This is a genomic window from Mesorhizobium shangrilense (genome assembly GCF_028826155.1).
GTDB classification, from domain to species: domain Bacteria; phylum Pseudomonadota; class Alphaproteobacteria; order Rhizobiales; family Rhizobiaceae; genus Arvimicrobium; species Arvimicrobium flavum.
This window is the reverse complement of the sequence record NZ_JAQGPN010000002.1, coordinates 138,489-161,693: the sequence shown is the minus strand read 5'-3', so window position 1 is coordinate 161,693 and position 23,205 is coordinate 138,489. Positions and strand designations below refer to the sequence as shown.

Genomic DNA, 23,205 nt, shown 5'->3' with positions numbered 1-23,205 from the left:
CACCTTGAGCTGGTTGTCGGCGATCGGCGAGTCTTGCTAAGACGTGCGTTCATGGCGCAGCGCCTTCTCGACGCTGTTTTGCTCCTCGCCATCATCGGAGCGATTTAACGTAACGGTGCAGCGAATGAGGAAATTCCAATCCGGTCCGTGTTCTATGATGAGATGCAGGTCGGAAATCTCCTCGAAATAGTGTTCGACACTTGTTGGGCCTTCCTCCGTTCGATAGTCGATCACGGCCTTCCAGCGTTTGTCAGCAAACAAAGTGACGATTTCGCCTATTCGTGCCGTCGGGGTCTTTATCGATCCGCCGCTGGATCTCCTTGCGAGAGCCCTTCCCGGTTGCGCCACCTTCATTCTCCCAACGTTGAAGTGCATTCCCGTTAGACCTCGCCGGGCCAGCTTGGGGGGCGTCACCCACATCAAAGCCGGCTTTTGCGGCCTCGCTGGATATCGCGTCCTCCAACTCGGCGTCCGAGATGTTCAACTCAGGAAACATCGTACGGATTGCGCCGAGAGATTCATCTCCTGGAAAGGGCTTCGCTTCCTTCTGACATTGGTTCAAGAAAACAGCGATGGCTGCGCGAATATTCGCCGACACGGGGCGCTTTGCTTGCATCGTCCGGCTACCAAGTCAGTCCATCGCCAACCAGATACAAAAGGTATCCGACGATAGCTATGGACCCGAACAGCAGGAGCCAGGACGAGGGTTGCTCGTTCATGCGCTGAAGGAATTTCATCTGAGTGCTTTCTGCGCTTCTAAAGCGCTCCGGCCGGGTCGGCACGGAGAAGCGAGGGATGTCGCCACGGTGATAACACAGCGGGCAACGAAAAGTTCCCATGACGGATCCACAATACGGATCCGGGCTACCTTCATGGATTTAAGGACCGGAACTATTTATGCCCCTCTGACTCGTTCGAGTCGTGGCATGAAACCCTGCGCTGACCCCGGATGTGCTGGCTGCTTGAACCGTTCCGGCAAAGAACGATCCCGGGCCTGTACGCGCATTCAAGGAAACATCTAACCATGGCAACACGCACCACGCCGACCGTCGCCCGGTTCTCGTCGCCCTTCCTGCTACCTGGCTTCGACAGCCTACAGCCCGCAGGCGGCTACCGCGTCGACCAGGATAAGGCATTGATCGACGTCTCCGTCGGCCTCGCCTCACCTGCCCGCTATCGGCGTGCAGGGCCGCCGGAAACGCCAGATGGTGCCGATAGCCCCTGCTGATCTCGAAGCCGCACTTGGAAAGCATCACAAAAAGTCATGACTTCAAGCCCTATCCGGCGCACCAGCCGCCCGGCGCGGCGAGAAGTGCCGGCGCGTTGCCGTCCAAAGTCCGATTCAGGGGACCGACTCTGCCTGCCGAACGTGCGTAACAAATGTCATTGCGGAAATAGCACCATTTGCTTGGGTAACCCGAGCGGCGGCGGACGGTCTCCCCCTTTGCCTAACCACTGTCGCTTGCCTCGCCACTGCCCGCGGGCTTTGCGGAAGCGGCGCGAGCGGGCCTCAAGAAGTGCCAGAACATACGATCCTTCCCTCTCCCAAAACCCATAAACGTTATGATATTGTGCTCTGCATACCGATCTTCTCGGGTCGAGGCGAAATAGGACCGTCTGTGCTTTCGCCCTAACGTTAGGGGGTTGCGATGCCTTTTTTGGATGATTTTCCAGCCATCTGAGCTCAAGATCCTTCGCAAGGCGCTGGACGAGCACTGCCAAGCTCGAGGCATCACGAGGAACGACGATCGCGAGGAGGTCGCCGCTCGACTAATTCAGCTGTATGACTCAGGAGTGACAGCCGTAGAGGATCTTCTGGACAGCCTGCGGGAAGTTGACCGGGCTGGTGATCGGGTAGCCACACCAGCCCGCCCCCAGCCGCAAAGAAACAGGGACCGCAAGGAGTGGGTTCCATCTGTTGATCAGGGGAGCGTTCCAGCCGGTTGCTTGGGCAGCATCGTTTTGCGCATCGTTTTGCGGGGTCAACGGGCCAGGAGTTCGTGCATCGAGTGCACGACATCTGCATGCCGGTAGGGTTTTGAGAAAAATCGCGCGCCCTCCGGAAGATCCGACGGACTGACGAACCCATGACCGGAGGTGACGATGATCTTGATCGGCGGCCACCGGTCCCGTACGGCTGCCGACAGTTTCAGTCCGTCCATGCTGCCGGGCATATCGACGTCCGTAAACAGCAGCCGGATGTGTGGAACGTTTTCCAGGATGGCAATTGCTTCGTCGGCGTTGGACGCCTCATGTACATCGAAACCTTTTTCGGACAGATGATCCACAAGGTCGAAGCGAAGGAGGGGCTCATCTTCGACGACAAGGACTGAAGTCCGGGCACTCACCGCCTGAGACCCGATCTGGCCTGGCCGCTTGAGAACATAGGAAAGAGTGAGACCCAACGCGCTGAGGCTCGAATCGTTCCGCGCTTTCGGGCGGCCGGCTGCCAAGCTCCCGCGACGCGAAGTGTCTTTTCCGTCGGCTGATCGGGCCAGATTGAGTTTTGTCTGACGATGACCGCGCGGTGGAACGACTGGGTAATCCTGCGGGGGCATGGGCGATCAACGCCTTCAAGCAAGGCCCCCCCGTTTGAGCATAAAGCCGGCTTTCTTGCTGACAACGTCGTTTTCAGCGAGTTGAACACCTCCCATGACGAATTCGTTCGCGCTTGTTGCGCGGCCGGGAAAACTTGAAGCGAAGCGTGGGACCGTACCCTTTCGAGGTTAGCGTTCAGCACCCTTCAACGCAGCCGCGAGAACTTCGGTGACGTCGCTGCTGGTTTCGAAAAGCTCCAGAATTCTGTAGGCCATCCGCTCATGCTCGAGCGAGCCTTCCCTGATACCAAGCCGACGGCAGGCCGCAGCGAGGACTTCACGCATTTCCGACAATTCAAGGGGAATGTCGTTGTTCACGCAAACCTCCATCGTCATTCGTTCCGTTCTGGACGACGATCTTAATCGTTCACTAAAAATCGCCATCACCCCGTCATCGGAAGTCGGCAGCGGTCAAAGTGTAAAATCTGCGCCGGCTAAGCAAATACGTCTTTCGCGCGACGTCGTGGATCGAACCGCGGGAGGCGTCAAACGCGGCCAGGAATGTTGCCTCCGAACCGTCCAGCGCTTCGCCTGATTTTGAGAGTGCTGAAACCTCGACGAAGAAAGGCACCTCGAACGTACCGTCGTATCCGAGAAAGCGCACCGCGTTCCTTCCCTCGTCAAAGCTGCGGCATCGGTTCGGAAACTCCAGCGTCATGGCCGAACCCCATCAATGTCACCGGGATTCCCACCGAACCCCATCAGCCTCCAACTTAGCCTGCGTCGCTCATAGCGGATATTGAGAGACATCATGTGTTTTGTCGCATCGGAGCGGTTCAGACCCGTCGAGGGGCACCCACCAATGCGCGCCGGAATGCCGGTGAAGACATGATAGACGGTCCACGAACGGTCCGTCCCGATTCGGCGCCCGAACTGATCGCCGATTGCTCCGCGACGGAGCGGGCGTGTTCGGTGCGTCGTCTGTTTCGAATCTAAGCCCTTGTTCGGATGGTTCGGCATGTCGAATCGGACCGAATAAGGATTGTTGCCATCGGCATCGGTGATTGTCCTGGGGTCAGGACGTTGCGGCATGCTCAGGCTCAATGGCAGCGCCCGCGCAATGCGAATGACATCTTCCAAATAAGTCGCTTCCTCTGTCTCCCGGCCGACGATCGCGTGAGCATCATCCTCGCTCCGGGTACGGTAGAACTCGACCTTGATCTTCATCGCTATCTGCCCAGCCTTCCAAGACTTTCTCACTGTCAGCGCTTGGGGTCAGCTCTTGCCCTTGCCTCGCTGCACGTTGGTGCTAGCGGCAGAGTTGAGCTGATCGCCGAATGAGCTTTCACTCTTTGGCGGCGCTTTCTCCTGCTTCGGCTTTCGAATCTCACGATTGCTGCGTTTCTGTCCCTTGGCCATGGCCAAACGTCCTTTCGATGAGAGTGGTTTCACTTGTCGACGACGTGCGCACAGGCTCCAGCCTGTCTTCGGTCGTCACGCGCTCGTGCTGCTCGGCATCATTGCGAATACGGTACTGCAGTGAATCTTCCCGCGGCGGGAGCTTGCCGGTAACGCGGTAAGTGTCCGCAGTGTGGTAAGCCATTCCCCGCCCCCCTTTGAGGCGGACGATATCCCCCACACAGAAGCGATGACTTGCGGCGTCGGGCCGAGTTGCACCAATATTGCGCTGCATGGTTATGGTGGTCATGATTGTTGTTGGTCGTTTCTGAGTGCGGCTTCGAGGTCTGCCGGTTCGATCGGAACCATCTGCTGTTTCGAACTTTGCGCGCCAATAGCGGGCAGGTGGATGAAGGTGCCAACCCGCCGCCAGGCAAGCACCGGAATCCCCTCGATCAACTCCTCGTCATGATCGACGCGATATTCTCCAGCCGCCTGCGGCTCTCCAAGGCCGAGAAGCGAGAAAGGGAACGAAAAGCGGACGACTGTTTGCGTGGTACGACTGGTCACGGGGTGGTTCTCCGCCGAAGCGCACGACGACGCTTTCTGCATAGTTCCCACGCGAACCACCGGAGCGCTGCCGATGCTGCCAGCACCTCCCTGGTCAGCGGCGGAGTCTATCCCACGGTTCGAACGGAGCGGCATGCCGCGCTGGATCCGCGCAACACAATCGCTGTCGAAAATTCGGAAGTGAATGGCGGGTCGAAGCCTCTGACACCGCGAAGCCAAATCGGCCAAATAGACGATGAGACATCAATAGCCTTCGGTGCGATAATATTCAAGGAAAATATCGGGCATTCGAAAAACAATGGAGATATGTAGCCGCCTGCCGAGGGAAACCCCGAGCAAAAATCGCTGGAGTTTCAACAAAAAATACTAGATCTTTCGCATTATTCCGGGCAGTCAACTCTTTGAAAATTGCCGCAGGTCAAGATAAAAGTGCAGGCGATATAGTCATCATGGGTCAAATGCGCTATGACGCGATCCAGGTGTTTTCAAGCGGGCGCGGAAACTGGAATTGCCAACCTGCTTGGTTATGACGGCCGTGACCCGGTCGCGCGTGACGGCTCCATTCACATGAAAGGTGCTTGAAGTCAGACTCGCCAGCAAAGGCGAGGCGACCACGCCGCCCCCCCCCCGAAGCGCCGCGCGTGTGCCAAGTCAATCGTTGTCAGAATTTGCCAGAACAGGACCTCGACGAAATGACATCATCTACCAACTCACCGATCGGGTCTCCCGAGACGAGGCAAGCTGAAGACAATCGTTTCGAGCAGATCCGCCAGGCCGCCATGGACAGGCACAAGAAGGCCGACACCGATGGCACGAGACGTCGCGCTCGACAAACTGCCGAGGACAACCGGCTAATCTGATGCGTTGCGGTTTGGCGACTTGGTGAGAGACGCCCCCCATGTTCTTGAGCGCCAAAGGACGGCGGGACGCGCGCTGCGGCCGGGCGACTCCTGGGAGTGAACGGCTCTGGATGTGCGGTGGCGAGCAACCGGGCTGGAGCGAAGGGGCCGGCTGTGAAATACTTGGCGCGGCTGAACGAGCGTCCCGACACTTGGGCGTTGATAGGTATCGTTGCGGGTGCAGCGCTCTATTCGGTTACTTGACCACCGTCTAATCCCGACAAAGCCAGTTCTCAGGATGCCGTCGACGTTAGCAACGTTGAAATTCCTGGGTTTCGTGCGTCTATGTTTTCCATGACCCTGGTCGCTCTGCGCTAAATCCAAAATCTCATCAGGTCGCTGCTGCGCTGGCGGCCTTCCTTCAACGTGGCACAGTCAGGTAAATACCTAGGGTGGGTGCAATATTCGACAATGCGCATTGTGCACGGACCAGAAGACGCTTATGTTCGCACAGTCGATCTTGCTGCTTAGCTTGTCTCCGCGCCAAAAAGCGCTCTGCCGATCTTCCCTTCAAAATCGATGTATCCGCGCTGCGCCAGCAGTGTGGGCAATGCGACTGTCGATTCGAAAGGAAATCGTCATGACTACAGGTACCGTGAAATTCTTCAACTCCACCAAGGGGTTTGGATTTATCCAACCAGAAGCCGGCGGCGCGGATGTGTTCGTCCATGTTACCGCCGTCGAGCGCGCAGGTATGCGCAGCCTGTTCGAAGGCCAGAAGGTGAACTTCGACCTCGAAGTGGACCGTCGTAGCGGCAAGAGTGCTGCGGCGAACCTGTCGGCGGCATAAGCCACCTGAATTTGCGCCTTATGCCGACCACGTATGAACTGGCGGCGTAGGAGCATGCGTGAGGGGTCGGGAGTCCGGCCCCCTTTCGTTGCTCGCGGCCGCCCCATCGACGACATCCGCGCCGGCTACCTGAATACGCCGTCGGCGCGCACTTCCTGTTCTTCCGCATCGCGGACCACCGCCTGATCGAGGTCATCCGCATCCTTCATCAGCGCATGAACATCAGCGCCCATCTGCACTGACCTCCCGGACGACGCCCCCGTGCGATCGCCGCCGGGGCGGGCCCGGCGACACCGCGCCCTCATCCCCTGCATCGGCGAAAGGATCGCCAAACAAGGCTTCCTCCTTGCACGCCTGTGACCGGCAGTCGTTCCCCGGCCGCGACCCGCGTCACTGGTCGCCCCCGAATCCCCGCTTCCTGTACCGCTTCCCCCGCCTCTCGTATCTGCGCGCGAAAAACGGTTCGAAAAGATTCCGCCCTTCCTCCCCGTCTTGTCCGATAGCCCGTCCCGCAGTTGACGCGTCGCCGCTTCGCCCGACGCCGCCCGTGGTTTTTCCTCCACCGATCCCCTTCCGTATGCCGGCCCACCCGCAACCCGGCATCACCGCCTTTTACGGCCGATCTCTAAGCTAGCCCTGCCGCTTTTCCCCAAATCAACCGGTTCCCGGCGCAGCCACGCTCCCGTGTCCTCGGCACGCCTGCGGGCGGCTCCTTCGCTGGCTGCGGATCCGGGGCGCGTCAGGGCCGTCCAGCCCCGCCTACAAGGGCCGTGACGGTCACGGCCGTCCAAATCCGGAAAGGAACACGATCATGTTGATCACCAAGAGCCGCCTCCGGCTTTTGGGCTGAACCTTCCTATGCGAGGCCAAGCTGTATGAGCTGCGCCTCCCGTAAAAGGGAAAGGCCAATTGGTGCCCAGCAGGGCAATCAGCTCTCGTGCTTGTATCTCTGGTATCCCGGTTGCGGCCACAAGGCGGTCCACCAGCGCAGAGCGCCAGGGCGGGTCACCTTTGTCGCCGTCCGTCATAGAAATCCCCGGGGTTCCCCCAACAACCCGTCTGTACTCGCTGCACATAGCAGGCAGCGTCGTCAGCTCTAGGGCCGTGGTAAGAAATAGCCCGGACCGAACCGCAAGGACTGGTGTTTTGTCGTAGCTTGCGGCACTGCGCGTTGCGGTCCATCCTCCCCGTATCGAAAGGGGTGGCACGATGCCGAAGGCTGAGTTTGCGTCCCAGGAACAGAAGCCCGCGGCGCTCCACGTCGAGCAGATGCTACGCGAGATCGGAATCATCTGCCGCACCAGCGCTATGAGCGACGTAACACACTACGTCGACATGGCGTCTCTAGCTGCCGACGAATTCCTGTAGCAGCGCGGCGTGCGGCCTCAATCGCGGGGGCAGTCGAGATCATCTGGCGGAACCGTCCCGTTAACAAATGACACTGCAACACATGGGGCGATCTGCTTCAATGGTCCAAGCGACGAGCATCAGTCGTTCGCGGCTAGATGTCCCGTCGTTGCCCGCCCTCTGGCCTGGCGGGCCTTTTTCTGAATCGCGGTTATCACGGTCGTCGGAGTGTGAGACACCTCTTGCAGTGCCCTTTTTCTCTACCTAAATTTTCTCCCTGCAGACTTTTTTGTTGGTCGTCCGCCGTTCCGTAGCGCGGCGGTAGCAATGGAGGAGCCGATGCAATTCACCAAGCCCGTGACCATCCTCGTCGGCCTCGGATTTCCCAGCTCCATCAGCAACGTCACGCGGGCCTATGGCCTGCTCGCTGATTGGCCGACGAGTCAACGCGGTCCCGCTCACGAGCTCGCCCTAAGCGCCTGCCGTGCGGCGCTCACTGGTGAAGTCGATGCACAGGTCGCCCGTTCGGCTTTTGTCGACTTCGCGCGAGAAGCCGGCATTCTGACGAGTGAGCCCATCAGCCTGCTGCTGGCATCTGCTCTCCGAAACCATGGCGACCCCGGCGCCCTGAGCTAAGCGATCGGTGGTAGGCGCAGTTCGCACCGCACAGAGGAGAAGAAGCGCGGTTCAGTACGGAGTAGAATAGGATGTTTCCCAACGTCTATGAGCCTGACCAGGTAAAGATGCTGTCAACCGTGCTCGAAGAGTATTGTGCGGCTAGAGGCGTCACCACTGCCGACGATCGCGAGGATGTGGCGCTTCGCCTAATAGGCCTATTCGACAGTGGCGCGACAACTGTCGAGGTGCTCCGGGCCGGCCTGGACGACGCCGATCAATCCGTCCGGGCGGCGGAGCGATGCGATCAAGGCAATGATCGCACTTCCAGCATCCAGGCTATGCCTGCGGCAAGAGCCGCCGAGAGCACGATCAGCGCCAGCTTGATCCGCTGCCGTCGCCGCGCCCGTTCACCGGTCCAGTCGTAGCGCACGAGTTGCCGTAGAGTGAAGTCAACATAAGGCGGCGTTCAACCGCACGGCCCTGCCGCGGTGAAGGGCCAGGCAGGACAAGCCACTGCGCCAAAATGGCCTGCCGGCCGAGCCGAGCAGGCGTGTTGCCTGGGGCCAACCGTGAGAAACCCCGCGTCCTGCGTCATTTCTTAGTGCGGTGGGGCGGCGTTCGGCGTAAGGTGCCTGGTCGCCCGATCTCCTACGGCTACGGGCGCTTGGAAGAGACGATCCGCGCTTTCGCCCGACCCTGGGAGGAAGCGATGGATTACAAACCCTATCAACTCAAGCTGTTCGCCACGGTTTTGAATGAGTATTGCAGGGCCCACGGCGTTTCAACCTCTGCAGATCGTGAGACCATCGCTCTCCGGCTAATGTTCTTGTACGCCTCGGGAGGGACTGATCTTAAAGGTCTGAGGTCTGGCTTGGATGACCTTCATCGCTCGATACCCCTGTTGCGAAACAGCAGGCGGCAGCAGCGCGAGCGCGGCCGACAATCGATGGAGGAAATCATGGGGTTCAGTGTCACGTGGTATTCAAAGGCGGGGATACTCGGCAGGGAGGCATTCGATACTGAGCGGTCCGCAAAGGACCACGCGATCGAAGCGTTTCCCGAAAAGAACACCAATGATGGCGCCGTTGCCGTCGAGGTGCGCGACGGAAAGGGCTCCGTCGTCTACAGCCAAGCTCGGCGGCTAGGTGGTGACAAACTGCGGCCCGCGTAATCGACGGCAGGCGCCTCAGAGGGTATTTGCGCCAGCGCGGCGTTCGTCATTATCTCGTGGGCAACCGAACCCCGCGCCGCGTTCCTGGTAACCGTCAATAGGTGATGCTGGTGAGGAAAATGTAGAAAAAGGCGCTAGTAATGACGATGAAAACCGTCATCAGCGCGCCATACATTTCATTGGGCAGTTGATCCAGGTATTTCATGGCTGGTTTCCTTGCTTGGCTTGAGGGGCGCGGGTTGCGCTCCTTCTCGTTGTCCCTCCAGGCGGTGACACTCGCGGATGCATGTCGTCAGGTTCCCTCCGCGGCGAATGCGAAACGCCTTGCAAAGCCCTATGGCATGAGGGCTGCGATCTCACCCGCCAAAAAGCACGGAGTAGACGACAATCGCGATCGCCGAAGTGACTGCGATTGTTGCGAAAAATTGCCCGAAATCGAAGTATTTTTCCCACTTCAGAATGTAATTTCTCATTTCAGGCCTCCTTATTTCTGTTTTTTGGCCACGTTCAATAATAGCACGAACTGAGACTATTTGTATTGTATTTATAAAAATCTCTGCCGGCCACCGGTCTTTCATAATTCGAGATGGCTGCAGCGCGTTATTTTCGCGATTGTGCATCCAGGATAAGCTGACACCCATGACACGGGCGCTGTCGGCTGTGGGCGGTGATCGCGCCTTGGCAGGGGACATCATGACTATGGTGCCGCCCCGAACTGTCGCTATCAAAAGCCCTATTTGCTGAGACGCCCGAATCCGGCCGGGTGCGCAATTTCGACAGGGAGACGGCTGCAGCGCGTTTTCCTGCTGGCGCGCGTTGACCGACAAAAGAAAGCGAAGAACGTCATCGCCTGGTCTTACATCTGCCTACCGTTGCGCAAAAAAGCCCGCCGGCAGTCGCCAGCGGGCGTGTTTGACCCGGCGCGCGGAATTTGTGCGACGAACTCTCCGCCTTCCTCGCCGGCCTCCTACGCAGCCTCTTGCATCGCCCGTTCGTTGACGCCGCCTTCGCCAAGCGAGGACAATGCCGTATCGGTCGTCTCTTCCTCTTCCAGCGTGGCCTGCAGCAGCGTTGCGACATCCGCCATGCCCATCTGCATGGCCCAAGCAACCAGCGTGCCGTAGCGCGCGATCTCATAGTGCTCGACTGACTGGGCGGCTGCGACGAGACCGGCATCAATCGCGGGCGTGCCGCTGTACTTCTCCAGGATTTCCGCACCCTCTTCAAGGATGCCATCTATCGCCGGACAGGCCTTGGCGCTCGCAGTTTGCCCCATCAGCTCGAATACCTGCTCCAGCCGGTCGACCTGGCCTTCCGTTTCGCTCAGGTGCTTCTCGAACGCAGCTGATACTTCGTCCGCCTCCGCTGCCTTCGCCATCTTGGGGAGGGCTGTGAGGATCTTCTTCTCGGCGTAGTAGATGTCCTTGAGTCCGTCGAGAAAGAGGTCTTCGAGACCCGTCGTGCCGCCAGTTTCATTGCTAGGCATAGCCAATCTCCTGTTTTGCTGGCTCCGTCCTGCAAGCGAAACGCAGCAGGCGAGGCAGCAACAACTGTACCGGGGGCAGGTGGTTCCGCAGCGAATTATCTAAGACGCCAAGTTTCTTTCTGGTCGACGTCCACATTCTTAATTGACGCGCCGCAGCGCGGCGGTCGTTACAGGGGCTCTGAGCGTCTGCGGTCGCAACAATTTCTCGCGCCGAGCGTTGATGAACCGAGCCGGGCAAGTTCGGATGGAAACGCTGCTTCGGATGGAAACCCTGCTTCTCATTGCTATTTGCACTGCGATCTACGGTCTGGCTCTGTGGATTGGTGAGCAGGCATAGGTAGAGACAGTGCGGCGCGGCGACCGGCCGCGGGCTACGCTAGTTTCGTCGGCCGGTCCGCCGCAGGACGCAGGAGCGCGTCCTCCCGCCGTCGCGTGATCTGCAGCGGCGGTCGCTCAGGGCCGCGAGGCAGGATGTTGCAGGTGCAGCCGCCTCCTCACTGGAGGGCGTCGGATTCTAAACATCGCAATCCTCAGTGCGGAGCAATCTTCAGCAGCATCTGTTGCACGATACCTTGCCGGGGGGCTGCAATCGTGGTGGCGCCCGCTGCCGGCAGAGCAGGGTCGCCATCTGACCGACCGGACCGCAGCCCCATATCGACGAATGATCCTTTAAGCCATGGATTGTAGCGGCGTTTTCTTCCTTCTTGGCGCCCGGAGCGTCGAAGCTTCTTTGCGCCGAGGGCGACCGATCCGTTCAACCCAGAAGGAATTTTGTGTCCGGCGCTCCTTGGAGTGAGTGGCACACCATGACACCTCGCTCCTATGCTGACCAACTCGACTGCACCGCAGATCGCGTCGCCGACATCACCTGCCCCGACCTCAGATCATCCTTCGACGCACAGCACTGCGTATCTGCAACTCGACGAGGAGCCGCTTGATCCGGATTGGAAACGAGGCGCTTTCCGCGCTCGGAACGCCCTAGAGCGACGTGCATTCAGACATATCCGGCGGCTTTGAAGTAGTTCTGGCATTCGGTTGGCGGATAGAGGGTGCAGATGTCGCCGATGGCGTGGCAGAGGCGATCGATGGTGCGGATGGCACGTGCCCTGAGGTGAGCCTTCAGCTTTGAGAAGGCCATCTCGATGGGGTTGAGATCGGGGCTGTAGGGCGGCAGGAACAGCATCCATGCGCCACGCGCCCTGATGGCGGCCTGCGCCTTTGGGCTCTTGTGGGCGGCGAGGTTGTCGAGGATGACGACGTCGCCTTTGGACAGCGTCGGTGCGAGTTGGGTCTCGACATAAGTCTCGAAGATGCAGCGGTTCATCGGCCTGTCGACCACGAAGGGCGCGGTCAGGCCGAAGCATCTCAGCCCGGCGATGAAGGTCTGGGTCTTCCAGTGCCCGAATGGCGCCTTCGAGCGCAGCCGTTGGCCTTTTGGACATCGCCCGCGCAGGCGCGTCATCTTTGTGGTGGTCCCGGTCTCGTCGATGAACACCAGGCGATGGGGTTCAAGCCGCATCCTCGGCTGGCGGGCGACCCATTCCCGGCGCGCGGCGGCGACGTCGGGCCGCTCCTGCTCGCTGGCCAGCAGTGTTTTTTTTGAAGCGGTAGCCGTTGCGGATCAGCCAGCGCGAGATCGACGACGGCGCAACGACCGTGTCTCGCCCGGCCAGTTCGGCGGCCAGCTCCGGCATGGTGATGTCGTCCTGCTCGGCGATCCGGCGCATCAGGAAGTCCCGGTGCGGATCGAGTTTCGAGTAGCGCCAGCCGCCCTCCGGCTTTGCCTTGAGGCTGTCGCTCGCTCGAAACGCCGCCATCAGCTTCACGACGAACGATACGGAAACGCCAAAATGGGCCGCAGCCGCATGGCACGACCCGCCGCGTGCCACAAAGCCCGCAACACGCTCACGAAGATCAAGCGAATAGGATCTCGTCATCGCAAATCACCTCCAACCGAAGTGAATCACGAAAACCCAGCCGCTAGAATCCCCTTGATTCAGTTAGAACGCCCGCCGCTCTAGATCTTAGAAACCGGGCCGCCGGGACGGCAACGAGCGGCGTCAATCATGACGGCGTCTCCTTTTCCGACTGAGCATCGGCGAGTCCAGCACCCAGATGCAGATAGTTTGGGTTGAATCCACTGAATGCCCGCAAACGCTCAGCATCCTTGATGATGAGCTTCCTGGCGTCGATTTCGATCAGACCGCGGATGCGCAGGCTGGTCAGCATCCGGTTTGCATGAACTACCGTCATTCCCAATGTATCGGCCAGATCAGTCTGGGTGACCGGCAGGGAGAAGGTGTTCCCCTTCGCCAGGCCCACAATCTCCAAGCGCGTGAGAATCTCGCAAAGCAGGTGACCTATTCGCCGTTCGGCCGAGCGTTGGCCGATGTTAACGAGCCACTCGCGCATCGTCGCTTCGTCAACCAGATTGGCCCACCATAGCGCGCGCGTGATGGCCGGGTGCTCCGTCATCTCGAGGATAGCCGCCCGGGACAATTCCAGCACCTGACAGCGCGACAGCGCGGCGATTCCATAGTCCATCCGCTTGAGGATGAACATGTTGAAGTCACATGTATCTCCCGGAAGCATGTAGGCCATAATCTGGCGCCTGCCGCTTTCGATGAGTTTATAGCGGCAGGCGAAGCCGGAGATTATAACGAAAACGGAACTGGGTCTTTCACCCTCGGCGATAATGTCCTGCTTTGCCGGAACCTCCCTCAGGGGGCGGCTGTAACGGTCCAGAAGTTTCTTGTCCTCGCCCGACAGGGGATGGAAGCTCTCAAGCTTGCGGATGAAGAGGTTCGATGACGGCATGACGTCGTAAGTTTCCAAGGACCGGGGTCCCAACGATACTGCCGACAACGCTACAATGTCAGGCGCTTGCATAGGTTGCGGCCGACGAGCCCCAGTTTTCGACATCACCTTTTGCACACATAGTATGGTGTGCGCCTGGCGAGGATATGTACTGTATTCGGCCCCACAGCCCCAGCATCCGCGCCCCGGGCGTGGGCTCAGCCGTACTCCGGCGCGGGCGGGATATTTCCATGCCCCTGTACTACTTTCGCATCACAGGGTCGCCCTCGATAGCGGGGGGCGATGGCATCGATCTCGCCGACGACGATGCAGCGTGGTCTCTCGCCGTGACCTCAACGGGGGAAGTTTTGCGCGATCTGGGTTGTACCATATCCGACGCCGTCGAGATCGTGGCCACCGTGCATAACCCGGCGGGCCGGGTCGTCGGAACGCTGCGCATCTTGGGAGACAGGGGACTACGGCGGCCGTGAAGCCGGCAAAGTCCAGATTTCAACTTATGTTAAAAGGGTGTCCAGAAATTGGAGGATCGTTCCCGGATCGCCGGAACGAGTTGTCCCGACTAGGGTTTTGACGCTGGCAATCCCAACCTGGCGCGACGGACGTTGTCGCCGAATCAAGGTCCAGAACATTGAGCGTTTACTCCCAACCGGCCGACGTGATCGACGACCCCGCCCCTGACGACATCCAGACGCATCCCACCATATCCGAGCAAGCCCATACGATCCTGATCAACAAGGTCTCTTGGGGCGCTATCCTCGCCGGCGTTGTGGTCGCCCTTGTCATCCAGGTATTGTTGACAATGCTCGGGGTGGGCATCGGTGTCGCCGTACTCGATCCCCACGCGGGCGACAATCCTGCCGCCTCCACATTCTCGATCTCCGCGGCAATATGGTACGCGGCTGCCGGTATCCTTGCAGCCTTTGCCGGCGGGTACATCGCAGCGCGCATGTCTGGAAAGACTTCGCCCACCACTGGCGCACTGCATGGGTTGACCACCTGGGCGTTTACAAGTTTGTTGGTCCTCTACCTCCTGTCGACGACCGTCGGGGCCATCGTCGGCGGTGCGTTCAGCGGTATCTCGAGCGCCATCGGCGGCATCGGCCAGACCGTGGCGCAGACCGCACCGGTGATCGCAGATGCCAATCCGCTCGACGCAATCGAGAACCAGGTTCGCGCCTCCGGTAGCGACCCGGAGGCCTTACAGGTGAACGCGGTCAATGCCATCCGCGCACTGGTAACGGGGGACGAAGGCGGTGCGGAGGAAGCCCGACAGCAGGCTGCACAGGCGTTGGCCAACGCTCGCGCTATTCCGATCGACCAGGCGCAGTCGCAGGTCGCGCAGATCGAACAGCAGTACCGGCAGGCCGTCGAACGGACACGGCAGGCTGCCACAGATGCCGCCGACGCCGCAGCGTCAATAGTCTCCACTGGCGCCCTTTCGGCGTTCGTCGCCTTGGTGCTCGGGGCTATTGCAGGCTGGTTGGGCGGACGCTCCGGCGTGGTTTATCCTGTTTTCGCGGATAGGGTCATGCCTTCCCGTCGCCGCCTCCTGGAAGCCGCGCACAGCTAAACGCAGCCACAGCGGCTGCAACTGCAGCCCCTAGAACTTTTCGCGTCAGGGAGACCAATCCTGGCTTACCTTCCCTTGGCGACCGGTGCGTCGCCCGCGGAGCGTGTTAACCGAGAGGGTTTTGCCTTGAACTTACCAGTCTCACTTCCGCCTGTCCCGCAACACGCGGATCCCCAGGCGTCGCCCCTGATATGCTTTTCCCATCTGCGCTGGGATTTCGTCCTGCAGCGCCCACAGCATCTGATGCAACGCTTCGCCCGCCACCGACAGGTGTTCTACTGGGAAGAACATATCCCGACAGACCATCATCTGCCCTATCTCGAATTTCACGCCTTCGATGACAGCGAGGTGGTTGCGGTGCGCCCACGCATTCCCCTCGCCTGGCACGGGGAACGGCTGCAAGTCGCACTATCTCGCCTTCTTGACCAGCTTCTCCTGTTGCACAGGGCGAACCGGCCCCTGCTCTGGTTCTACACCCCGATCATGTATCCAGTCGCACAGCATATCGATGCCGTCGCGGTGGTCTACGACTGCATGGACGAACTGTCCGCCTTTCGGTTTGCACCGCCCGAGCTGCGCGACCTCGAGGCGCTTCTGATGCGGCAGGCCGACGTGGTGTTCACGGGCGGCCACGGCCTCTACGAGGCAAAGCGGCATCAGCACAGCAACATCCATCCGTTTCCCTCGAGCGTCGATGTCGCGCATTTCAATGCCGCGCGCACGACAGACGTCCCAAGCGACCAGCCGGAACTGGCGGGACCAGTTCTCGGATACTGTGGCGTCATCGACGAGCGTATCGACCTCGCTCTCATCGAAAAGCTGGCAGCGGGGCGGCCAAACTGGTCGATTGTTCTGATCGGTCCGGTGGCCAAGATTGATCCGGCGACGCTGCCGCAGGCCAAGAACATTCACTACCTAGGCCGCAAAGGGTATGCCGAGCTCCCGACCTACCTTGCCGGCTGGGACGTTGCGCTCATGCCCTTCGCGAGCAACGAAGCGACGCGCTTCATTAGCCCGACCAAGACGCCGGAATATCTCGCGGCAGGCAGACCCGTGGTCTCAACTCCCGTCCCCGATGTCGTCCGCCACTACGGCGATGTGGAGGGCGTCCTCATCGCGGGCGGCGCCGATGAGTTCGGCAAGGCCTGCGAACGTGCCCTCGACCTGTCGCGCGACCGGCGAACATGGCTGCCGGCCGTCGACGCACTTCTGGCGCGCAACTCGTGGGATCAGACCTTCATGAAGATGTCGGCGCTAGTTGACGAGGCGATCGCGAAGAAAGAGGAGAAGAATACGGCGCGGCCGTCTCGACCGGCGGTCTTTCGGCCCACCGGTGCAACACCCTACGACTATCTGATCGTCGGCGCCGGCTTCGCTGGCTCGGTCTTGGCCGAACGGCTGGCTGCATCGGGTAAGCGAGTCTTCCTCTGTGACCGCCGCCCCCACATCGCCGGCAACACTTTCGACCTCCACAACGAAGCCGGAATCCTTGTCCACAAATACGGGCCGCATATCTTCCATACCAACAGCGAGGAGATCTTTGCCTACCTCTCCCGCTTCACGCGCTGGCGGCCCTACGAACACCGCGTGCTGGCTGCGGTGGACGGTAAGCTCTTGCCGATCCCGATCAACCGCACCACGCTCAGCGGGCTCTACGGGATCGAACTGAAGGACGAAGCGGCCGCCGCCGCGTTCCTTGCGGGTCGTGCCGAGCCCGTGTCCGACATCCGCACCTCGCGCGACGTGGTGGTCTCCCAGATCGGCACCGATCTCTATCGCACCTTTTTTGAAGGCTATACGCGCAAGCAATGGGGACTCGATCCGTCGGAACTCGACAAGTCCGTAGCTGCTCGCATTCCCACCCGCACCTCGACTGACGATCGTTATTTTCTCGATACCTATCAGGCGATGCCGGCAAGCGGCTTTACCCGCCTGTTCGAGAATATGCTTGACCACGACAACATTCGCGTCGAGACCGGCGTCGACCACCGCGACCTGAACGGCGAAGGCCTGGCGCATCGCACCATCTACACTGGTCCCATCGACGCCTATTTCGATCATCGGTTCGGGCCGCTGCCTTATCGCAGCCTCGAATTTCGCCACGAGACGCTAAACCGCGAACAGTTCCAGCCGGTCGCCGTCGTCAATTATCCGTCTGCGGATGTTCCCTACACCCGCATCACCGAATACAAGCACCTGACCGGCCAGAGCCACGCAAAGTCCAGCATTTCCTACGAGTACGCTTGCGCTGACGGCGAGCCATACTACCCAGTCCCACGACTGGAAAATCAGAAGCTCTACAAACAATACGAGGCGCTGGCGCGCGTGCAGCGCGACGTGATCTTCGTCGGCCGCCTCGGCACCTATAAATACTACAACATGGATCAGGTGGTCGGGCAGGCGCTCGCAACCTTCCGCCGCCTGGAGAAGGCGGAGACCGCGCACGCCGAAAACTGGATTGCGGCAGCGGAATGAGCAACACTCCACTGATCGTGATGGCCACGGATAGCATGGTGCCCTCGGGGGTGGGGGAACATATGCTAACGCTTGCCGGCGCTATTTCATCCACGCACGAGGTGGCGCTCGCCTTCCCGCCCCATGGCGACGGAGTTCGCTTCCTCGTGCGCGGCGATGCGGCCGGGTTCGAGACCGTTGCGTTGGACGAGGCTTTCCCAAAATGGCTGACCGCACGCCGTCCAGCGATCCTTCATGTCCATGCCGGCATCGGCTGGGAAGGCCATGGATTGGTGGAGGCCGGCCGGATCGCCGGCATACCCATCGTGCGGACCGAGCACCTTCCCTATCTCATCACCGATGAACAACAAAAATCCCAGCACCGCATGGCCGCGGGTCTGGCCGACACCCTCGTGGTTGTTTCGGACTCCGCCGCCGAGAGCTACCGGGCCGAAGGCTTCGACCGCCTCGTCACAATCCGCAACGGCATAGATACGCCGATTGTGCGACACCCACGCGGAGATACCCGCGAGACTTTGGCCCTGCCTGATAACGCGCGGCTTGTGATCACCGTGGCGCGTTTCGCCGCGCAGAAGGGTCATGACTGCCTGCTGCACGCAGCGGCGGAGGTGACCCGCCAGATACCACATGTCGTTTTCCTGATGGTCGGCGATGGCCCCGAACGAGAAACCATGCAGGCACTGACGGCCTCCCTGAAATTGGCGAACATCGCCTTCCTCGGCCAGCGTGCGGACGTCCCGGATCTGCTCGCCGCCGCCGACCTGTTCGTCCTACCCTCGCTATTCGAGGGTTTGCCCATTGTCGTGCTGGAGGCAATGGCGCTCGCCCTCCCTGTGGTGGCGACCCGCATCGGCGGCACTCTCGAGGCATTGGGCAGCGACCATCCGCTTCTGGTGCCTGCCGGATCCCCGTATTCGCTGGCTGGGGCGATCGTCGCGGCCCTTGCCAACGGACCCGGGAGCCGGACCGTCGGTATCCGCGGCCGGGCGCGCTTCGAGCAACGCTTCACTGCAGCACGCATGGGCCGGGAAACGGCGGCGCTTTACCAGGCGATGCGCAAGAGGGTGTGTTTGACATGAGGATAGGGCAGACACACCTCAGGATCGGCTTCATCGGCGCCGGAGGGATCGCCGAGCGACATGTCGGCGTGCTGTCCGCTATGGAGGATGTCGCGATTGTTGGCGTCGCCGATCCTGATTTCGCGCGCGCCGCCGACCTGGCGGGCAGGCTTGGCGCCCGTGCCTACAATTCCCATGCCGATCTCATCGTCATGGAAAAACTCGACGCCGCTTATATCTGCATTCCGCCTTTCGCCCACGGGGATGTCGAGGCCGCGGTAATCGCCGCCGCGTTGCCATTCTTCGTCGAAAAGCCGCTGTCGCTGGATATCGCATCGGCTGAGCGTATTTCCCGCACAGTGGCAGCACGCGGCGTCGTCACCGCCGTCGGCTACCACTGGCGCTATCTCGACACGGTCCAGGAGGTACGCGACCTGCTTGTCGGCAACCCGCCCGCACTGGTCGTGGGTTATTGGCTCGATCAGACGCCGGCGCCGCGATGGTGGTGGCGGCAGGGTCAGTCCGGCGGCCAGATCGTCGAACAGGCGACCCACGCGATCGATCTGGCCCGCTACCTCGTCGGCGAAATCACAGAGGTCTATGCTCAGGATGCCCACACCGCTGAGCGTCGCGACTTTCCCGGACTCGACATCGCCACCGCAACCGCCGTTTCCCTGCGCTTTGCAACAGGCGCGGTCGGCACGCTGTCGGCGACTTGTCTGCTGGGTTGGCCCCATCGCACCGGCCTTCATCTCTTTTGCGATGGCATGGCGATTGAACTTTCCGACCGCGACATTATGGTTGATGTCGGCCGTGGACGTCCGCTCCGGCAAGCGGGAAGCGATGCCGTCGAACTCGAGGACCGCCATTTTCTTGATGCCGTGCGCGGATTGCCCAACCGCATCCGCTGTCCCTATGGGGAGGCCTTGAAGTCGCATCGCGTCACGCTGGCCATTGCACAGTCCGCTGCCTCGCGCCAGCCAGTCAAGATCGATTCGTTAGTGGATCTGGCAGATGCCTGATTATCGCACCATCCGCTCCCTCGGCGTCGAGGCACCAGGTAGACCCTATTTCTTTTGCTATGAGGAGGGGCCGCTCGCGGAAGGGCAGGTTCGTCTCGACGCGCTCTACAGCGGCTTTTCGGCGGGCACGGAGCTTACCTTCCTGAAGGACACCAATCCCTACCTGCGGTCGCGCTGGGATGGCGAGCGCGGCGTCTTCGTCGACGGCGAACCCAGCGTGCGGTTTCCGGTGCCCTTTCTGGGCTACATGGAGGTCGCACGCGTCGCCGACAGCCGCGCGGACAGTTTCGTCGCAGCCGACGTCGTCGCCGCGAGCTATGGCCATAAATCCGGCCACACCGCTGATCCCTTCCAGGAGTTGGTGGTCGGGATGCCGAACGGCATCCATCCGATCCTGGGCATCTTCGTCGCACAAATGGGGCCGATTGCGGCGAATGGCATCCTGCATGCCGATGCCGAAACATTCGGTCCAGAAGTCCGGCGTCTGGGCGAAAGCCTCACCGATCGTCCTATCGTCGTGTTCGGTGGCGGCACGGTCGGTCTGTTGACCGCCCTTTTCGCCCAAGCCGCTGGCGCTGAGATCGTGCTCGCCGAACCGTCCGCCTGGCGTCGCGACAAGGCCGAGGCGCTTGGGCTGACGGCGATGACAGAAGCCCACGCCTGGCAGCACGCCAAGGCGCGCTGGCATCACGGCGGGCAGGACCGCGGCGCCGACTTTGCCTTTCAGACCAGGGCGCGATCCGAGAGCTTGCATGACGCACTGCGGGCATTGCGGCCCCAGGGCACGGTCATCGACCTCGCTTTCTACCAAGGCGCCGCCGACCGGACCCGTTTGGGCGAGGAATTCCACCACAACGGCCTGTCGCTGCGCTGCGCCCAGGTCGGCCGGGTGCCACGTGAACTGGCACATCGGTGGGACCGTCGCCGTCTTTCGGCCGAGACGCTCGTGCTCCTCGAACGATATGGCCAAGCCATCTGCCGCGAGATGATCACGCAGATCGTGCCGGTGGATGACGCCCCGTCCTTCCTGTCCCACCTGGTTTCCGAGCGTCCCGAATTCCTTCAAATCGTATTCAGCTTCGAATGATGGACGAAAAGCCGAGGCCCATCCGCATCCTGTTTGTCTTGGCCTGGCTGGTGGTCGGCGGGGAGGAAACGGAGCTGCGGCTGCTTGTCCGCGCCCTCGATCCGCGACGGTACCACGTTGATGTCGTCGTGTGCTTCCGCAAGGCGGGGATGCCGAACCAGACGCTTCGGCAACTGGAGGCGTTGGGCGTGGATGTCGACTGCGCGCCCTATGATCTGTCGTTCGACGACACGGTGGCCTATCTGGCGAACAAGATCCCGGCCTATGACCTGGTCGTTGCCTGCCAGAACGTCGCCGACATCTATCCCGCGCTCGAAAAGCTCCATTGGCGGCCGCCGCTCATCGAGCATGGCGGCCTCGTCTCGGAAGCGCTTGCGGGCCCCAAGCACTTTACCAGGCGTTACGTCGGCGTCTGCCGCTCGATCCGCGATGCCGCCGCGTCTCAGATGCCCGGGCGCGAGCACGACGCCATCGAAATCCCCTCCATGGTCGATTTGGCTGAGTTCTCACCGAGCGATCGCGCCCGCATGCGCAGCGTTCTCGACGTACCAGATGACGTTGTGCTGGTCGGCTGGGTCGGCAGGCTGTATGCCAAGAAACGCGTCGAGGACTTCATCGAGGCCGCCGCAATCGTCCACGCCCGGCTACCACCTATCCGTTTCGTCGTCGTCGGCGGAGCGGATGCCTTCATGCCGGACTACGCCGGGGCGCTGCGGCAACTTGCCGTCGCGCGGGGTCTCTCAGGCTCGCTGACATTTCTCGGCGATCGCGCCGACGTGCCTGCCTTGCTCTCGGCGATGGACATCTTCGTCTGGCTCTCACGTGAGGAAGGCATGCCGCATGTCATCGCGGAGGCGGGGGCGGCGGGTCTGCCAGTGATAGCGACGGCCGACAACGGCGCGATGCAGCAGATCGAACACGGCGCGTCCGGCCTGTTCGTGCCGTATGAATCGCCGGCGGACGTGGCTGTCGTGATCGAACGCCTGGCTGGCGATCCGGTGATGCGGTCGAGGCTTGGCCGCTCCCTGCGTGAGAAGGTTTCCATCACCTACGCCGCCGAGGTCGTGGTACCGCAGTGGCAAGCGCTTTTCGAGGATGTGCTGCGGGAGCGCAGGCCGGCTCCTCCACCCGCGCTTTTCGCCAGCTTCATCCAGGGTGGTTTCGAGTGTTCCACCCATAAGCGGGGCGACGGGCAGCGCCTCGACCTGCTTGCAGCGACCGGCCATGACACCCATGCCGCCGCCGACTTCGCGCAGCTCGCCGCGTACGGAATGCGTACCGTTCGAGACGGCATGCGCTGGCACGTGATCGAGAATCGTCCCGGTTACTACGACTGGTCGAGTTTTCTGCCGATGCTGCGCGCGGCGCAGGCGCAGCCCATCCAGGTGATCTGGGACCTGATGCACTATGGCTGGCCGGACGATCTCGACATCTGGTCGCCGGCTTTCGTCAACCGCTTTGCGGGCTACTGCGCAGCCGCGGCACGATTCATCCGGAATGAAACGGATGCCATCCCGTTCTACTGTCCGATCAACGAGATCTCCTTTCACGCCTGGGGCGGTGGTGACGCAGCGTATCTCAATCCCTATGCACGCGGGCGCGGCTTCGAACTGAAAGTCCAGCTCGCCCGCGGCTCCATCGCGGCGATGAACGAAATTCTGAGCGTCGATCCGCGCGCGCGCTTCGTGCATTGCGAGCCCGCGATCAACGTCGCCGCCGATCCGTCCAGGCCGCATCAACGCGGCCAAGCGGAGGCTGCGCGGCTAGCGCAGTTCCAGGCTTTTGACATGATTGCAGGGCGCTGCTGGCCGCAACTTGGTGGCGAGGTGAAGCTGTTAGATATCGTCGGCCTGAACTATTACCATCGCAACCAGTGGCTGTTTGAAGGCCCACCCATCGCCGTCGGCCATCCGCAGTCCAAGCGCTTTCGCTACTTCCTGACGGAAACCTACGCCCGCTATGGCCGGCCGCTCCTCGTCGCCGAAACCGGAACGGAGGGCGATGGCCGCGCTGCCTGGTTCCTCATGATGGTCAATGAGGTCGCGGCGGCGCGCGGCGCGGGCGTTCCGGTCGAGGGCGTCTGTCTCTATCCGGTCGTAGACCATGTCGGCTGGGACGACGACCGCGACTGCCCGAGCGGACTGTTGTCCCGCCGCCTGGGCGGCCGGCGCGAGGCGCATGCCCCTCTCGCCGAAGCCGTACAGCAATGGCGACAGGCAAACGAATACGGCTTCCGTCGACGGCCCCATGCCCCCTGACCCTCCTCGGTCGCGGCGTATCGTCGTCATCAGCGATTTTTGCGACGGCGCATACGCGTCAGACCGCGTACCATCGATCGAACAGGCCGCAGCAGCATGGCG

General features: G+C 61.2%; 22 protein-coding genes and 1 pseudogene. 13 read left to right on the top strand and 10 right to left on the bottom strand.

Translation table 11 applies throughout. The annotated features are described in order from the left end of the window. Positions 1 to 36: 36 nt before the first annotated feature. The gene (locus PD284_RS24240) at positions 37 to 375 is read right to left on the bottom strand and encodes a hypothetical protein (RefSeq protein WP_274630908.1); all 339 of its coding nucleotides are present in this window, start codon (positions 373 to 375) and stop codon (positions 37 to 39) included. Between the two features lie 649 nt (positions 376 to 1,024). Here PD284_RS24240 and PD284_RS24235 point away from each other — a divergent pair. After that, the gene (locus PD284_RS24235; protein ID WP_411956289.1) at positions 1,025 to 1,228 is read left to right on the top strand and encodes a hypothetical protein; all 204 of its coding nucleotides are present in this window, start codon (positions 1,025 to 1,027) and stop codon (positions 1,226 to 1,228) included. A 754-nt stretch (positions 1,229 to 1,982) separates the two neighbouring features. Here the strand turns inward: PD284_RS24235 and PD284_RS26905 are convergent. From PD284_RS26905 to PD284_RS24205, 6 genes are all read right to left on the bottom strand, one after another. Continuing rightward, positions 1,983 to 2,558, bottom strand: a complete 576-nt coding sequence (locus PD284_RS26905) for a response regulator (protein ID WP_338036692.1) — start codon at positions 2,556 to 2,558, stop codon at positions 1,983 to 1,985. A gap of 168 nt (positions 2,559 to 2,726) precedes the next feature. After that, positions 2,727 to 2,915, bottom strand: coding sequence for a hypothetical protein (locus PD284_RS24225; RefSeq protein WP_274630907.1), 189 nt, complete (start codon positions 2,913 to 2,915; stop codon positions 2,727 to 2,729). Between the two features lie 73 nt (positions 2,916 to 2,988). Further along, complete coding sequence (locus tag PD284_RS24220) at positions 2,989 to 3,255, bottom strand: DUF1488 family protein (RefSeq protein WP_274630906.1); 267 nt, start codon at positions 3,253 to 3,255, stop codon at positions 2,989 to 2,991. Beyond that, positions 3,252 to 3,764, bottom strand: a complete 513-nt coding sequence (locus PD284_RS26900; RefSeq protein ID WP_338036691.1) for a hypothetical protein — start codon at positions 3,762 to 3,764, stop codon at positions 3,252 to 3,254. Before PD284_RS26900 ends, PD284_RS24220 begins: the two co-directional genes overlap by 4 nt. A gap of 160 nt (positions 3,765 to 3,924) precedes the next feature. Further along, a complete protein-coding gene (locus PD284_RS24210; RefSeq protein ID WP_274630905.1) occupies positions 3,925 to 4,245 on the bottom strand; it encodes a hypothetical protein in 321 nt (106 codons plus the stop codon). Next, positions 4,242 to 4,505 (bottom strand): hypothetical protein, encoded by a 264-nt coding sequence (locus PD284_RS24205; RefSeq protein WP_274630904.1) that lies wholly within the window; start codon positions 4,503 to 4,505, stop codon positions 4,242 to 4,244. Before PD284_RS24205 ends, PD284_RS24210 begins: the two co-directional genes overlap by 4 nt. Before the next feature lie 1,479 nt (positions 4,506 to 5,984). Here PD284_RS24205 and PD284_RS24200 point away from each other — a divergent pair. From PD284_RS24200 to PD284_RS24180, 5 genes and pseudogenes are all read left to right on the top strand, one after another. Beyond that, positions 5,985 to 6,194, top strand: coding sequence for a cold-shock protein (locus PD284_RS24200; protein ID WP_274630903.1), 210 nt, complete (start codon positions 5,985 to 5,987; stop codon positions 6,192 to 6,194). Positions 6,195 to 6,346: 152 nt separating this feature from the next. Further along, positions 6,347 to 6,436 (top strand): annotated as a pseudogene (locus PD284_RS24195) (type II toxin-antitoxin system RelE/ParE family toxin); the annotation flags it as partial. A 1,444-nt stretch (positions 6,437 to 7,880) separates the two neighbouring features. Then, positions 7,881 to 8,177, top strand: a complete 297-nt coding sequence (locus tag PD284_RS24190) for a DUF982 domain-containing protein (RefSeq protein ID WP_274630902.1) — start codon at positions 7,881 to 7,883, stop codon at positions 8,175 to 8,177. A gap of 71 nt (positions 8,178 to 8,248) precedes the next feature. Further along, positions 8,249 to 8,584, top strand: a complete 336-nt coding sequence (locus PD284_RS24185) for a hypothetical protein (protein ID WP_274630901.1) — start codon at positions 8,249 to 8,251, stop codon at positions 8,582 to 8,584. Between the two features lie 284 nt (positions 8,585 to 8,868). Continuing rightward, positions 8,869 to 9,330, top strand: a complete 462-nt coding sequence (locus PD284_RS24180) for a hypothetical protein (RefSeq protein ID WP_274630900.1) — start codon at positions 8,869 to 8,871, stop codon at positions 9,328 to 9,330. A 967-nt stretch (positions 9,331 to 10,297) separates the two neighbouring features. Here PD284_RS24180 and PD284_RS24175 read toward each other — a convergent pair. The 3 genes from PD284_RS24175 to PD284_RS24165 form a co-directional block, all read right to left on the bottom strand. After that, the gene (locus PD284_RS24175) at positions 10,298 to 10,816 is read right to left on the bottom strand and encodes a YciE/YciF ferroxidase family protein (protein ID WP_274630899.1); all 519 of its coding nucleotides are present in this window, start codon (positions 10,814 to 10,816) and stop codon (positions 10,298 to 10,300) included. A gap of 994 nt (positions 10,817 to 11,810) precedes the next feature. Continuing rightward, positions 11,811 to 12,753 (bottom strand): IS630 family transposase gene (locus PD284_RS24170; RefSeq protein ID WP_411956288.1). Its coding sequence is split into 2 segments (ribosomal slippage): positions 11,811 to 12,438 and positions 12,437 to 12,753, totalling 945 coding nucleotides; the frame shifts between segments, so codons are not numbered across the junction. 127 nt (positions 12,754 to 12,880) lie between these two features. After that, positions 12,881 to 13,651: a Crp/Fnr family transcriptional regulator gene (locus PD284_RS24165; protein WP_274630897.1), complete on the bottom strand. Its 771-nt coding sequence runs from the start codon at positions 13,649 to 13,651 to the stop codon at positions 12,881 to 12,883. Between the two features lie 128 nt (positions 13,652 to 13,779). Here PD284_RS24165 and PD284_RS26980 point away from each other — a divergent pair, with 128 nt between their 5' ends. The 7 genes from PD284_RS26980 to PD284_RS24135 all read left to right on the top strand — a co-directional run bounded on the left by PD284_RS26980 (position 13,780) and on the right by PD284_RS24135 (position 23,103). Further along, positions 13,780 to 14,103 (top strand): DUF6894 family protein, encoded by a 324-nt coding sequence (locus PD284_RS26980; protein ID WP_411956287.1) that lies wholly within the window; start codon positions 13,780 to 13,782, stop codon positions 14,101 to 14,103. 158 nt (positions 14,104 to 14,261) lie between these two features. Further along, a complete protein-coding gene (locus PD284_RS24160; RefSeq protein ID WP_274630896.1) occupies positions 14,262 to 15,203 on the top strand; it encodes a PhnA-like protein in 942 nt (313 codons plus the stop codon). A 243-nt stretch (positions 15,204 to 15,446) separates the two neighbouring features. Beyond that, positions 15,447 to 17,678: a UDP-galactopyranose mutase gene (glf, locus tag PD284_RS24155; RefSeq protein ID WP_274630970.1), complete on the top strand. Its 2,232-nt coding sequence runs from the start codon at positions 15,447 to 15,449 to the stop codon at positions 17,676 to 17,678. Then, positions 17,675 to 18,757 carry a glycosyltransferase gene (locus PD284_RS24150; RefSeq protein ID WP_274630895.1) on the top strand — a complete coding sequence of 361 codons (1,083 nt, stop codon included), beginning with the start codon at positions 17,675 to 17,677 and terminating at the stop codon, positions 18,755 to 18,757. Before glf ends, PD284_RS24150 begins: the two co-directional genes overlap by 4 nt. Further along, entirely contained in the window at positions 18,754 to 19,758 is a 1,005-nt protein-coding gene (locus PD284_RS24145; RefSeq protein WP_274630894.1) for a Gfo/Idh/MocA family protein, read from the top strand. The genes PD284_RS24150 and PD284_RS24145 overlap by 4 nt, the downstream gene beginning before the upstream one ends. Beyond that, the gene (locus PD284_RS24140) at positions 19,751 to 20,845 is read left to right on the top strand and encodes a zinc-dependent alcohol dehydrogenase (protein ID WP_274630893.1); all 1,095 of its coding nucleotides are present in this window, start codon (positions 19,751 to 19,753) and stop codon (positions 20,843 to 20,845) included. Before PD284_RS24145 ends, PD284_RS24140 begins: the two co-directional genes overlap by 8 nt. Continuing rightward, a complete protein-coding gene (locus PD284_RS24135) occupies positions 20,845 to 23,103 on the top strand; it encodes a glycosyltransferase family 4 protein (RefSeq protein WP_274630969.1) in 2,259 nt (752 codons plus the stop codon). The genes PD284_RS24140 and PD284_RS24135 overlap by 1 nt, the downstream gene beginning before the upstream one ends. Positions 23,104 to 23,205 lie beyond the last annotated feature (102 nt).